This is a genomic window from Corynebacterium pollutisoli, assembly GCF_900177745.1.
Taxonomy (GTDB): Bacteria; Actinomycetota; Actinomycetes; order Mycobacteriales; family Mycobacteriaceae; genus Corynebacterium; species Corynebacterium pollutisoli.
In genome coordinates this window covers 135,736-149,440 of record NZ_FXAR01000004.1, presented here as the reverse complement: position 1 = coordinate 149,440, position 13,705 = coordinate 135,736, and the positions used below count along the sequence as shown (strand labels likewise).

The 13,705-nt window shown below is 68.6% G+C and carries 10 protein-coding genes; 7 read left to right on the top strand and 3 right to left on the bottom strand.

Features of this window, described 5'->3' with window-relative positions:
- The first annotated feature begins 2 nt into the window (after positions 1 to 2).
- The 4 genes from B9Y70_RS06965 to B9Y70_RS06950 are packed head-to-tail and all read left to right on the top strand — an operon-like array spanning position 3 to position 3,001.
- On the top strand, positions 3 to 593 hold the full coding sequence (locus tag B9Y70_RS06965) for a hypothetical protein (RefSeq protein WP_085549544.1): 591 nt from the start codon (positions 3 to 5) through the stop codon (positions 591 to 593).
- Between the two features lie 44 nt (positions 594 to 637).
- Positions 638 to 2,176 carry an acyl-CoA carboxylase subunit beta gene (locus B9Y70_RS06960; RefSeq protein ID WP_085549543.1) on the top strand — a complete coding sequence of 513 codons (1,539 nt, stop codon included), beginning with the start codon at positions 638 to 640 and terminating at the stop codon, positions 2,174 to 2,176.
- A gap of 10 nt (positions 2,177 to 2,186) precedes the next feature.
- A complete protein-coding gene (locus tag B9Y70_RS06955; protein WP_085549542.1) occupies positions 2,187 to 2,405 on the top strand; it encodes an acyl-CoA carboxylase subunit epsilon in 219 nt (72 codons plus the stop codon).
- Positions 2,405 to 3,001 carry a Maf family protein gene (locus tag B9Y70_RS06950; RefSeq protein ID WP_085549541.1) on the top strand — a complete coding sequence of 199 codons (597 nt, stop codon included), beginning with the start codon at positions 2,405 to 2,407 and terminating at the stop codon, positions 2,999 to 3,001. The genes B9Y70_RS06955 and B9Y70_RS06950 overlap by 1 nt, the downstream gene beginning before the upstream one ends.
- A 63-nt stretch (positions 3,002 to 3,064) precedes the next feature.
- On the opposite strand, the gene B9Y70_RS06945 is transcribed toward B9Y70_RS06950, so the two are convergent.
- The gene (locus tag B9Y70_RS06945) at positions 3,065 to 5,149 is read right to left on the bottom strand and encodes an acyltransferase family protein (protein WP_085549540.1); all 2,085 of its coding nucleotides are present in this window, start codon (positions 5,147 to 5,149) and stop codon (positions 3,065 to 3,067) included.
- A gap of 81 nt (positions 5,150 to 5,230) precedes the next feature.
- On the opposite strand from B9Y70_RS06945, the gene B9Y70_RS06940 reads away from it, so the two are divergent.
- On the top strand, positions 5,231 to 5,650 hold the full coding sequence (locus B9Y70_RS06940; protein WP_085549539.1) for a DUF3151 domain-containing protein: 420 nt from the start codon (positions 5,231 to 5,233) through the stop codon (positions 5,648 to 5,650).
- Between the two features lie 83 nt (positions 5,651 to 5,733).
- On the opposite strand, the gene B9Y70_RS06935 is transcribed toward B9Y70_RS06940, so the two are convergent.
- Positions 5,734 to 6,798 carry a Cj0069 family protein gene (locus B9Y70_RS06935; protein ID WP_085549538.1) on the bottom strand — a complete coding sequence of 355 codons (1,065 nt, stop codon included), beginning with the start codon at positions 6,796 to 6,798 and terminating at the stop codon, positions 5,734 to 5,736.
- Positions 6,799 to 7,048: 250 nt separating this feature from the next.
- On the opposite strand from B9Y70_RS06935, the gene B9Y70_RS06930 reads away from it, so the two are divergent.
- Positions 7,049 to 7,930 (top strand): sulfurtransferase, encoded by an 882-nt coding sequence (locus B9Y70_RS06930; protein ID WP_085549537.1) that lies wholly within the window; start codon positions 7,049 to 7,051, stop codon positions 7,928 to 7,930.
- A gap of 274 nt (positions 7,931 to 8,204) precedes the next feature.
- A complete protein-coding gene (locus B9Y70_RS06925; protein WP_085549536.1) occupies positions 8,205 to 9,977 on the top strand; it encodes an acetyl/propionyl/methylcrotonyl-CoA carboxylase subunit alpha in 1,773 nt (590 codons plus the stop codon).
- Between the two features lie 215 nt (positions 9,978 to 10,192).
- Here the strand turns inward: B9Y70_RS06925 and B9Y70_RS06920 are convergent, their stop codons facing one another.
- Entirely contained in the window at positions 10,193 to 13,606 is a 3,414-nt protein-coding gene (locus B9Y70_RS06920) for a pyruvate carboxylase (RefSeq protein WP_085549535.1), read from the bottom strand.
- Positions 13,607 to 13,705 lie beyond the last annotated feature (99 nt).

Here is a 13,705-nt window from a genome sequence, read left to right as displayed (position 1 = left end):
GAATGATCGTCAATGCTGTCGTCGAAGGTTCATCCGATATCGGCGTCGCCCACGCCCTTATCGTCGCCTCGGGGCACGAGGTTGGCACTGAGTATGAGAAGGGCGGGAAAACTCGGTTTGACCCGGACATCCCAAAGTACGCCATGGCCGCACGCTACGGCCCGGATCGCGCATGGTTGATTCTCCGCGATTCGGATGGTGAATGCCCCGTACACCTGCGCTCTTCGCTGTTCGGTTCCGCAGACCAGGAACCAGAACCCGATAATTTCCTCCTACGGATCGTGCACACCATGTCGGAGGGTTGGTATCTGGGCGACCCGGAGGGCGTCGCGGCGTATTTCCGGGTGCCGCAGAACAAGATTCCCCACGCACCGGAGGATGTTTCCGATCCGAAGCGACTGCTCCTGCAGCTCAGCCTGAAGCACTCACCGCAAACTCTCCGACAGCGGTTCGTCCGCAAGGATGTCTCCCCCGGCCCAGAGTTCACGACGATGATGAATGACTTCGCCCGCCATCACTGGGACATACGTCGGGCCGCAGGGAAAGTTCCGAGCCTGCGGCGTGCTCTCGACCGGCTCAACCAACTGCATTAGACTCATTTCAATTCCACGCTGGGACCAACCTAGACTAAAGGACCATGACTTCCACCTCCCCTGATCTCACGACCACCGCCGGAAGGCTCGCAGACCTGCGCGCCCGCCTGGCGGAGGCCGAGGCCCCGGTGGGGACCGACGCCGTCGAGGCGACCCACGCCTCCGGCCGCGCCACCGCCCGCGAACGCGTCCTGGCGCTCCTCGACGACGCCTCGTTCGTCGAGACCGATGCCCTCGCCCGTCACCGCTCCACCCAGTTCGGCCTCGACGCCGAGCGCCCGCTCACCGACGGTGTCGTCACCGGCTACGGCACGATCAACGGCCGCAAGGTGTGCGTGTTCTCCCAGGACTCCACCATTTTCGACGGTGCCCTGGGTGAGGTCTACGGCGAGAAGATCATCAAGGTCTACGACCTGGCCATCAAGACCGGCGTGCCGATCATCGGCATCCACGAGGGCGCGGGAGCCCGGGTCGCCGAGGGCATCGTCACCCTGTCGATGTACTCGAAGATCCTGGCGCGGACCACCACCGCCTCCGGCCTCATCCCGCAGATCTCCGTGGTCACCGGCCACACCGCGGGCATGCACGGTCTGGCCCCGGTGTTCGCGGACGTCGTCGTCATGGTCGAGGACGCCTCCCTGCACCTGGCCGCCGCCGACGTCGTGGAGAAGGTCACCGGGCAGGCCGCCACCCCGGAATCCCTGGGGTCGGCCACCGTGCACGCCACCACCTCCGGCACCGCGCACCTGTCCGCCCCGACGGACCTCGACGCCCTGGCCCTGGTCAAGGACGTCGTCGCCCATCTGCCGGCGAACAACCGCGCCGAGGCCCCGCGCCCGGAGACCGAGACCTCCCTGGAGCTCACCGACACCGACCGGGCCCTGGACTCCTTCATCCCGGACGCCGACGCCCACGCCTACGATGTCCGCGACGTCGTGCGCGCGGTCGTCGACAACGGCGAGATCCTCGAGCTGCAGGCGCAGTACGCGGGCAACATCGTCACCGCCTTCGCCCGCGTCGAGGGCCGGGCCGTGGGCATCGTGGCCAACCAGCCCTCCGAGCTGGCCGGCTGCCTCGACGCCGCCGCGTCCGAGAAGGCCGCCCGCTTCATCCGCACCTGCGACTCGTTCAACCTGCCGGTCGTCGAGTTCGTCGACTCCCCCGGTTTCCTCCCCTCGCACGAGGAGGAGCACGCCGGTGTGCTGCGCCGGGGTGCCAAGCTGGCCTACGCTTATGCCGAGGCGAGCGTCGGCAAGATCACCGTCATCATCCGGAAGGCGATCGGCCCGTCCTACGTGCTCATGGGCTCGAAGGATCTCGGCGCCGATCTCGTCTTCGCGTGGCCGACCGCGGAGATCGCCGTCACCGAGGCCCCGGCCGCCGTGGCCGCCCTCGACGGGAAGATCGACGAGCAGGCCTACGCCGACAACCACATCAACCCCTACCTGGCCGCCGAGCGCAGCCTGGTGGACGCGGTCATCGAACCGTCCACCACCCGTCCGCAGCTCATCGAGGGTCTGCGTCTGCTGGACCGCAAGGTCATCCAGACCCCGCCGAAGAAGCACGGAAACATCCCCCTCTAAGGAGCGACAAGTGACCACCACCCTCACCGACAAGCCGCTGTTCCGCGTGCTCAAGGGCAACCCGGACGCCACCGAGCTCGCGGCCCTCACCGCCGTTCTCACCGCCCTGGCCAAGAAGCGCCCGGAGGAGGAGTCCGGCGAGCGCAACATGTGGGGCCGTCCCGAGGACCGCCTGCAGCGCACCACCCTCTACAACCCGAACGCGTTCCGCAACGTCACCTTCTACTGATGCGGATCGTTCTCGCGTCGTCCTCGCCCTCGCGTCGGATGATTCTGCAGAACGCCGGGGTCGACCCGGTGATCCAGCCGGCCGACGTCGACGAGGACGCCCTGCTCGCCGCCACCGACGGCTCCCCGGAGGAGGCCGTCGCGACGCTGGCCCGCGCCAAGGCGCGCGCCGTGGCCAGCCAGTTCCATGACGATGTCGTCATCGGCGGCGACTCCATGCTGCTTATCGACGGCCGTCTCCAGGGCAAGCCCCACACCCCCGAGACCACCGTCGCGCGCTGGCATGAGCAGGCGGGTAAGGTGGCCCACCTGCTCACGGGCCACTGCATCCTCCACCGGGGGCAGGAGTTCGTGGAGACCTCCACCACCACCGTGCACTTCGCGCAGGCCTCGGACGCGGACATCGCGGCCTACGCCGCCTCCGGGGAGCCGTGGCAGTGCGCCGGGGCCTTCACCCTGGAGGCCCTAGGCGGCTGGTTCATCGACCGGATCGAGGGGGATCCGTCGTCGGTGATCGGTCTGAGTCTGCCGGTGGTGCGCCGCGCGCTCTACGGCTTCGGCCTCGACGCCAGCGACTTCTGGAACGCGGAAAAGTAGGCCGCGAAGGCCCTCTGTAGGGCTGTGCAGAGGGCCTTCGCGGGACGACGTGCCGTGGCCTGTCTAGAGGAACTCCTCGATCTCCTCCCACAGCTGCGGCGCCAGGGAGAGCACGTAGGGTGCCGAGAGGTGGTGCGCGTCGCGGTAGACGTAGATGTTGCCGATGACCGCCGGGCACAGGTCGTCGACGCAGTACCAGTCGCGGGTGTCGATGGCCTTGGCGTGCGGCATCCGGTTGAGGTACCGGGCGGCCGGGTCGCGGGGCTGGTAGAACTCGTCGGCGACGATGCCGCAGACGACGGGGTCGTCGATGTCCAGCATGCACACCGGCACGGACAGCTCCGTGCCGTCGGGGAAGGTGCTCCACGGGTTGTCACGCAGGCCCGCGAAGGGGATGTCGTGCTCGGCGAGGAAACGCCAGAACGTCGGGTAGGAGGCGGGGATCTCCTCCGTGCGGCCGCCGTGCTCGAAGCGGGGGCGCGACGTCGTGGAGATCACCAGCTCCGGGTCGGCCTCCGCGAGGCGCTCGAGGACGTGTTCGTTGAAGGTCTCGCAGTCCGGCTCGAAGAGCCCGTCGCGCTCGGTGGCGAAGGTGGGGCAGGACTGGCGGACGAGCGGCACGACGCGGAAGCCGTGCTCGCGGCCCAGGACATCGAGCGGGATGACCCACTGCTCGGCGTGGGAGCCGCCGACGAGGTAGACGTCGCGGGTGGCCTCCCGGTCGCCGAAGATGCAGTCCTGGCCGCGGACGTCGACGGGCAGGACCGTCGGGTCGTCGCCGAAGCGCGAGATGCACTCCTCCGTCCAGATGGGCGAGAGGATCCAGGTGATGAGGTCGGGGTCCGGTTCCGGCGTGCGGTCCGGGACGTCCGCCCCGGTGAGGGCGCGGGCCCCGGGGTAGAGCTCGGCGTCGAGAAGCACGCCTCCGGCGTTGTGAAGGCGCACCTGCCAGATGCCCTGGACGGTGAGCAGGCCGACGAGGACGGCGGCGAGCACGGTGCCGGCGGCGGCGCGGGCGCGCGCGGCCCCGGAGGTGAGCAGCTGCGCGCGGGCGGCCGCCCCCCGTCGCTCCCCGCGGATGGGGCGCCGGGCGTGCTGTCGCAGCGGCTTCTCGACGATCCGGTGCGTCAGGTCCGCCAGCACCAGTGAACCGGCGATGACGGCGAGCCCGAGCCACAGCGGGACGTCGTCCATGCCCAGCAGGATGAGCGCCAGGATGAGGATCGGCCAGTGCCACAGGTACAGCGGGTAGGCGATGTCACCGAGCCAGCGCATGGCACGGTGCGCCAGGACGCCCGCCACCGGGCCCGCTCCCCCACCGAGGATGACCAGCACGGCACCACCGATCGGGTACAGCGCCGCCGCGCCCGGGAAGTACCAGGCGCCGTCGAAGAGGAAACCGGTCGACAGGACCATCGCCAGGCCGATGACGGTGAACGCCTGCCGCACCCACGGGTGCAGCGTCAGACGATGGGCGTGCAGGGCCAGCAGCGCACCGAGGGTGAGCTGCCACATGCGCGTCCACGTGGAGTAGTAGTTGAGCGGCTGGTTCTCCCACCACAGCCAGCAGGCGTACGCGAAGGACGCCAGCGTCACGGCGATGAGGAAGGGCGTCACCCACCGGGACCGGCCCGTCCAGATGACGACCATCGCCACCGCGATCGCCAGGACGTAGAACTGACCCTGGACCGCCATCGACCACAGGTGCTGCAGCGGACTGACCGAGCCGGAGGCGACGTTGTAGTCGGCGTTCTGGCTGGCCAGCTCCCAGTTCTGGTAGTACAGCAGGCTGGCGGTGAACTGGTCGATGATCTCCAGGCGCCGCATCTGCGGCACCCACAGGAACGCCACCACCGCCGTCGTGCCCAGCACCACGAGCAGGGCCGGGTAGAGGCGGCGCAACGTGCGCCAGAACGGCCACCACGGGTTGCGGGAGGGGTTGTCGCGCTGGGCGTAGCGCAGCTGCGAGCCCAGGAAGAAGTAGCCGCTGAGGAGCAGGAACACGTCCACGCCGCCGGAGACCTTGCCGACGAACACGTGGAAGACCACCACGAAGGCGATGGCGATGCCGCGCAGTCCGTCCAGGTCGTATCGGTAGGACACCGAGCGGACCGGGGCTGCCGGCGTTGCCGTCGTGGTCGCCTGCATGACACCTCTTCCCTGCCGAAGTACCCAGACAGGGTAACAAGGCCCCGCCCGCGGGGAGAAACGTCACTAGGCTGGCGAGGCATGAAGATCAACGACATGATGGCCCCGCCGCCCGTCCACCTTCCCGCCGATCCCGCCGCCGATTCCGACCCCGCCGCAGCGGAGACCGCCTTCGCCCACCCGGACAGCCCGCTCGTGTGGGCCACCCGCGCCGAGATGCTGCTGGCCGCCGGCCACCTCGACGACGTGGCCAAGCTCACCGCCTACGCCCACGCCCGCACCGCCTACCACCGTTCGCTCGACCGCCTGCGCGCCAACGGGTGGAAGGGCTGGGGCCCGGTGCCCTTCGTCCACGAGCCCAACCAGCCGGTCCTGCGCGCCATCGCGGCATTGGCCCGGGCCGCGCGACTCATCGGGGAGGACAACGAGTACGACCGCTGCCGCCAGATGCTGTCCGACGCCGACCCGGAGTCCGTGGGGCGTCTCATCGACGCGGTGTGACGGGAGCGTCGATAAGCAACCGACAGACGGACGGGACCGGCCCCAGAGGATCATCTGGGGCCGGTCCCGGCGTTCGGGGGCGACTAGGCCTCCGCGTGCTTGGCCTCGACGCGGCCGATGGCCTCCTTGGCGACCAGTTCCTGGATGCCCATGTCGAGCTCGGAGGTGAAGCCGACGCAGGAGCAGTTGATCTCACCGAGGACGTAGGTGTCGTTGCCGTCCTCGTCGGTGTCGAGCATGAAGTCGGCGGTCCAGATGAGCGGGATGTTGTCGCCGCCGAGGTTCTCGGCGATGACGGGGCGGGCCGCGGCGAACATGTCGACGAGGTCCTGCCACTTCTCCGGGGAGTCGTAGGTGTACTTCGCGCCGGAGAACAGGGTGGCGGAGAAGTTGTCGCCGCCCTCGGCCGGCTTCTTGTGCACGACGAACACCGGGTGCGGGCCGACGAGGAGGATGCGGATCTCGCCCTCGACGATGCGCGGCATGAAGCGCATGTCCACGAGCATGCCGTTGTTGCCGATGATGTACTGGTCGCAGAAGTCCATGAACTCGCCGAGTTTACGGGTCTCGGTGTGGTTGTCCACGGCCTCGGTGCACTTGAGGCGGGTGTCGAGCGGCAGGGCGGTGCCCGGTTCGACGGAGGCGGCGAGATCCTTGTCGGCCAGCTGGACGCGCCAGATGCCGGTGCCGGTGGAGCCGCGGTTCTGCTTGAGCACGCGCTCGCCGTAGGACAGGGAGGTAGGGAAGGTCTCGTGGAACTCGTCGACCTCGTAGTAGGCGGCGGTGTCGGTGGGCACGAGGTCGGTGTCCTTGAGCTTGACCAGGGCGTCCTTGGCGCCGTAGGCCATCATCTCCTCCGGGGTGGACATGCCGACGAGGCCGACCTCGGAGAGGCGGGACAGGAGGTCGAAGTAGCCGTCCTCGCCGCCGGGGATGTTGCCCGGGTTGACACGGGAGATGTAACCGTCGAAGTTCTCGGAGACGTACTCGAAGAGGTGCTCGGCCCACTCGGGGCGGTAGAAGACCACCTCGGCGTGCCAGCCGGCGTCCTGGATGGCCTTGACGATGGGCATGGTGTCCTTGCGGTGACCGTCGATGAACTTGTCGGATCCGCCCTCGACCTCGAAGACGACGATTGCCTTGTGCACGAAGCACCCCTTTCAGGGAGTAAAAAGACCTCCGGCGGGTGTGTTTTACGCCGTTAACATGCAATTTTAGTGTCTGCATGTGTGGCCTGCCCACTGGCGAGACAACTAGTAATTAAGGACACACCACACTCCCCCGCGTGACCCCCTGCACTCCTCTAAACTACTGTTGGGACTGACCCATAAGCCGATTCATCACACTTTAGACCCCGGTGTCAGACCGCCGGACTGTCGCCCAGAAAGGCGGGACCACGTGGCCGCTCCCTTCGATCCGCACCCCCAGTTCCAGGAGTACGCCCACCCGGAGCGACTCGTCTCCGCCTCCTGGCTGTCCGCACGCCTGGGCACGCCGGGCCTGCGCGTCATCGAGTCCGACGAGGACTCCCTTCTCTACGACATCGGCCACCTCCCCGGCGCGGTGCGCATCGACTGGCAGAAGGACCTCAACGACCCCGTCACCCGCGACATCGTCGACGGGGAGGCCTTCGCCGCCCTCATGCGGTCCAAGGGCATCAACCGCGACGACACGGTGGTCATCTACGGCGACCAGTCCAACTGGTGGGCGGCGTTCACCCTGTGGGTCTTCGACCTGTTCGGCCACGAGGACGTCCGGCTTCTCGACGGCGGCCGGGACGCCTGGATGGCCGAGGAGCGCGACACCTCCTTCGTCGTCCCCGACTTCCCCGAGTCCGATTACCCCGTCGTCGAGCGCAACGACGCCGAGTACCGCGTCTTCGTCGACGAGATGCTCGACAAGATCGGCTCCTCCACGATCGTCGACGTGCGTTCCACCGAGGAGTTCCACGGCCTCGTCGGCTCCGACGACTCCCCCGCCCTCGCCCCGGCCCTGCGCCGCGGCCACATCCCCACCGCGGTGAACCTGCCGTGGCAGGACAACGTCCACCCGAACTCGCGCTTCCGCTCCCGCGCGGAGCTCGCCGAGCTCTACTCCGCCCTCGACCCGAAGGCCGAGACGACCATCTACTGTCACGTCGGCGACCGCACGGCCCACACGTGGTTCGTGCTCAAGTACCTGCTGGGCTTCGAGAAGGTCCGCAACTACGACGGCTCCTGGGTCGAGTGGGGCAACATGGTGCGCATGCCCATCGCGCGCGGCGAGGCGCCGCACGCCTAGAAACTCGCTTATCGACGCCCGCCGTGCCCACCGCGGGCGTCGTTTTCGCCCCCGAAAGTGTCATGTTTTCGACCCGCCCACCGCGGCGCGCCGGAGATAACAGAATGATTTCGACGCCCTTCTACTGGCGATTCGCGGCTATTTGGGGCAAAATCACGAACCTGACGGAATGCTCACGTTTTTGTGTGCAAGAATAGTCGCATGCGTCGCGCGGCCGCCTCACGCGGGCGGGCCGACGCGAACCACCAACGCAGCACATGAAAGGGACCCCCAAGTGGCAGTAGAGACCAAGAAGATCACCAAGGTCCTCGTGGCCAACCGCGGCGAGATCGCGGTCCGTGTGATCCGAGCCGCCAAGGATGCGGGAATCGCCAGCGTCGCCGTGTACGCCGAGCCGGACGCTGATGCCCCGTTCGTCGGAATGGCAGACGAGGCCTTCGCTCTGGGCGGCCAGTCCTCCGCCGAGTCCTACCTCGTGATCGAGAAGATCATCGACGCCGCCACCAAGGCCGGCGCCGACGCCATCCACCCCGGCTACGGCTTCCTCGCCGAGAACGCCGACTTCGCCCAGGCCGTCATCGACGCCGGCATCACCTGGATCGGCCCGCCGCCGTCCGCCATCGCCGACCTCGGCGACAAGGTGACCGCCCGTCACATCGCCCAGCGCGCGAACGCCCCGATGGTGCCCGGCACCAAGGACCCGGTCTCCGGTGCCGAGGAGGTCGTCGCCTTCGCCGAGGAGCACGGCCTGCCGATCGCCATCAAGGCCGCCTTCGGTGGCGGTGGCCGCGGCATGAAGGTCGCCTACACCATGGACGAGGTCACCGAGCTCTACGAGTCCGCCACCCGTGAGGCCGTCGCCGCCTTCGGCCGCGGCGAGTGCTTCGTCGAGCGCTACCTCGACAAGGCCCGCCACGTCGAGGCCCAGGTGCTCGCCGACCAGCACGGCAACGTCATCGTCGCCGGCACCCGTGACTGCTCCCTGCAGCGCCGCTTCCAGAAGCTCGTCGAGGAGGCCCCGGCCCCGTTCCTCACCGAGGCCCAGCGCACCGAGATCCACGAGTCCGCCAAGCAGATCTGTCGCGAGGCCGGCTACTACGGTGCAGGCACCGTCGAGTACCTCGTCGGTTCCGACGGCCTCATCTCCTTCCTCGAGGTCAACACCCGCCTCCAGGTCGAGCACCCGGTCACCGAGGAGACCACCGGCATCGACCTCGTCCGCGAGCAGTTCCGCATCGCCGAGGGCCAGGAGCTGCGCCACAAGGAGGACCCGACCCCGCGCGGCCACTCCTTCGAGTTCCGCATCAACGGCGAGGACGCCGGCATGAACTTCATGCCCGCCCCGGGCACCGTGACCCGCTACCACCAGCCGGACGGCCCGGGTGTCCGCGTCGACTCCGGCGTCCGCGAGGGCTCCGTCATCGGCGGTCAGTTCGATTCCATGCTGGCCAAGCTCATCGTCACCGGTGAGACCCGCGAGGAGGCCCTGCAGCGGGCCGCCCGCGCCCTGGACGAGTACGTCGTCGAGGGCATGCCCACCGTCATCCCGTTCCACCGCCACATCGTCGAGAACCCGGCGTTCGTCGGTGACGAATCCGGCTTCGAGGTCTACACCAAGTGGATCGAGGAGGTCTGGGACAACCCGATCGAGCCGTTCGTCGACCCGGCCGACCTGCCCGAGGACGAGTCCACCCCGGCCCACAAGGTCGTCGTCGAGGTCGACGGCCGCCGCGTCGAGATCTCCCTGCCGGGCGATCTGGCCATCGGTGGCGGTGCCGCCCCGAAGAAGAAGGCCAAGAAGCGCCGCGCCTCCGGTGGCGCCGCCGGTGCCTCCGGTGACACCGTCGCCGCCCCGATGCAGGGCACCGTCATCAAGGTCAACGTCACCGACGGCCAGGAGGTCACCGAGGGCGAGGTCATCGTCGTCCTCGAGGCCATGAAGATGGAGAACCCCGTCAAGGCCCACAAGTCCGGTGTCGTCGAGGGTCTGGCCGTCGAGGCCGGTGCCGGCGTGACCAAGGGTCAGCTGCTCCTCGAGATCAAGTAGTTCTCCCCTCCCGCAGGCCCCGTCGCTCCCCCGTGGAGCGACGGGGCCTCGGCGTGCGCGGGGCAGGTGCACTGTCACCCCGACTGCGGACCCGTCAACACGGGGTCCACCGGTCGAATTATGAGGGAATAAGTGCAGCGGACCCCGGAATCAACGGAACCCGGGGCGGCCTCGCGGCGAGCACCCCGGGTTCACGGTTTTTCCCTACCCCCAGTCTAGGCGATGACGACGATGAGGTCGCCGCCCTCCACCTTCGTGGCCTGCGGGAGAGCGACACGCTCGATGACGCCGTCCTTGGTGGCGGTGATGGTGGCCTCCATCTTCATGGCCTCGATGACGGCGACCGGGTCGCCGGCCTTGACCTCGTCGCCGACCTTGGCGTGGACCATGACCACGCCGGCGAACGGGGCGGCCACATGACCCTGGTTGGAGGTGTCGGCCTTCTCCGCGGAGGCGGTGACGGACTCGACGTTGCGGTCGCGGACCTTCATCGGACGGATCTGGCCGTTGACGTTGGCGACGACCTGGCGCATGCCCTTGTCGTCGGGCTCGCCGACGGCGTCGAGACGCACGACCATCGGCGGCTGATCCTTCTCGCCGAGGAGACGGATGACGTTCTCCTCGCCCTCCTTGAGCCCGTAGAAGAACACGCGGTCCTCGAGTGCGGCGGTGTTGCCGTACTGGCGGCGGTGCTCGGCGAACTCGGCGGCCTGCTTCGGGAACAGCAGCTTGTCGAGGGTGGAGCGGCGCGTCTGGCGGTCCTCACTGTGGAGGGCCTCCTCGTCCTCGGCGGGGACGTCTACAAGCTTGGACCGGGTGGCGGAACGACCGGCGAGGGCCTTCTCACGCAGCAGCGGCCAGCCACCGGGCGGGTTGCCGAGGTCGCCGCGGAGGAAGTCGATCACCGAGTCCGGGATGTCGTACTTCTGCGGGTCGTTGGCGAAGTCGTGCGGATCGACGCCCGCGCCGACGAGGTGGAGGGCCAGGTCGCCGACGACCTTGGAGGACGGGGTGACCTTGGTGGGCCGGCCCAGCATCTCGTTGACGGCGGCGTAGTAGTCCTCGATGAGCTCGAAACGATCCTCGAGACCCAGGGCGCTGGCCTGGGCACGCAGGTTGGACAGCTGGCCGCCGGGGATCTCGTGCTTGTACACGCGACCGGTCGGGCCGGGCACGCCCGCCTCGAAGGGGGCGTAGAGCTGGCGGACGGCCTCCCAGTAGGGCTCCAGGTCGGAGACCGCCTGCAGGGACAGGCCGGTGTCGCGGTGGGTGTCGGCGAAGGCGGCGACGATCGCGGACAGCGACGGCTGGGAGGTGGTTCCGGCGAGCGGGGCGGAGGCACCGTCGACGGCGTCGGCACCGGCCTGCGCGGCCGCCAGGTAGGTCGCCAGCTGGCCGCCGGCGGTGTCGTGGGTGTGCACGTGGACCGGCAGGTCGAAGTTGCGGCGCAGGGCCTTCACCAGGCGGGAGGCCGCGTTCGGGCGGAGCAGGCCGGCCATGTCCTTGATGGCCAGGACGTGGGCGCCGGCCTCGACGATCTCCTCGGCGAGGTGCATGTAGTAGTCGAGCGTGTACAGCTTCTCGTTCGGGTCCAGCAGGTTGCCCGAGTACGCCATGGCCACCTCGGCGACGGTGGTGTTGGTCTCCAGGACGGCCTCGATCGCCGGGCGCATCTGGGAGACGTCGTTGAGGGCGTCGAAGATGCGGAAGATGTCCACGCCGGAATCGGCGGCCTCGTTGACGAAGGCGCGGCAGACGCTGTCCGGGTACGGGGTGTAGCCGACGGTGTTGCGGCCGCGCAGCAGCATCTGGATGTTGATGTTCGGCATGGCCTTGCGCAGCTCGTCGAGACGCTCCCACGGATCCTCGTGGAGGAAGCGCATGGCGACGTCGTAGGTGGCGCCGCCCCACGCCTCGACGGAGAGCAGCTCCGGGGTCATGCGGCCGACGTGGTGGGCGGCGGCGACGAGCGCGGAGGAACGGATGCGGGTGGCCAGCAGGGACTGGTGGGCGTCACGGAAGGTGGTGTCGGTGACGGCCAGGGCGTCCTGATTGCGCAGCTCCTCGGCGAACTTCTTCGGGCCGAGGTCGCGCAGCACGTCGCGGGAACCGCGCGGCAGCGGGCTGTCGTCGCGGATCGGCAGCTTGGTCACCGGACGGATCTCGGTGGGGCGCTTGCCGTGCGGGCGGTTGACGGTGACGTCCGCCAGGTAGTTGAGGATCCGGCCGGCCTCGTCGTCCGCCGGCGGGGCGGCGAGCAGGTGGAGGTGCTCGGCGATGAAGCCGGTGGAGATACGGCGGGTCTGGAAGTCCTCCTCGCGCAGCAGAGCGCGCAGGAAGCCGATGTTGGTGGCCACACCCGAGATGGTGAACTCGTTGAGCGCGCGCTGGGCGCGGGCGACGGCGGTGGCGAAGTCCGCACCACGGCAGGTCATCTTGACCAGCAGGGAGTCGAAGTTCGGGGAGATCTCGCCGCCGAGGGAGGCGGCGCCGTCGAGGCGCACGCCCGCGCCGCCCGGGGAGCGGTAGGCGGTGATGGTGCCGGTGTCGGGGCGGAAGTTGTTCGCCGGGTCCTCGGTGGTGATGCGGCACTGCAGGGCCGCGCCGTTGAGGGTGATGGACTCCTGGGTCAGGCCCAGGTCCTTGAGGGTGGCGCCGGCGGCGATGTTCATCTGCGCCTTAACCAGGTCGACGGAGGTGACCTCCTCGGTGACGGTGTGCTCGACCTGGATACGCGGGTTCATCTCGATGAAGACGTGGTTGCCCTTCTCGTCGACGAGGAACTCGACGGTGCCGGCGCACACGTAGCCGATGGAGCGGCAGAACTTCACCGCATCCGCACAGATCTGGTCGCGCAGCTGCGGGTCCAGGTGCTGGGCCGGGGCGATCTCGACGACCTTCTGGTGGCGGCGCTGCAGGGAGCAGTCGCGCTCGTAGAGGTGGATGACATCACCGGTGTGGTCGGCGAGGATCTGCACCTCGATGTGCTGCGGGTTGATCACCGCGCGCTCGAGGTAGACATGACCGTCACCGAAAGCGGCCTCCGCCTCGCGGGAGGCCTCGGCGGCGAGCTGGGCGACGTCCTCGGGGCTCTCGATGAAACGCATGCCGCGTCCGCCGCCACCGGCGACGGCCTTGACGAAGATCGGGAAGGTGAAGTCCTTGGACATCTCGACGAGCTCGTCGATGTCGGTGGACGGTTCGGAGTCCTGCAGGACCGGCAGGCCGGCCTTCTTCGCGGCCTCGACGGCGGCGGACTTGTCACCGGTGAGGTCGAGGACCTCCGGCGGCGGGCCGATGAAGGTGATGCCGTTCTCGGCGCACTCGCGGGCGAGCTGCGCGTTCTCGGAGAGGAAGCCGTAGCCGGGGTAGACGGCGTCGGCGTGCGTCTTCTTCGCGGCCCGGAGGATCTCGTCGATGTCGAGGTACGCCTTCACCGGGGAACCCTCGGTACCGATGCGCACGGCCTCGGAGGCGAAGGAACGGTGGTGGGAGTTGCGGTCCTCCTTGGGGTAGACCGCGACGGTGGAGGCGCCGGTCTCGAAGGCGGCGCGGAAGGCACGAACAGCGATCTCGCCACGGTTGGCGACGAGTACCTTCTTGAAGGCAGGCAGAGTGGTTGTGGCCACGTTGGGGGGTCCTTTCCGAACGTCATGTCGGGGGTGCGTCCGAGAGGGGTGCGCTCTCTTGTTCACCACAGTATCGCAACAAAATGGAGGGTCACCGGG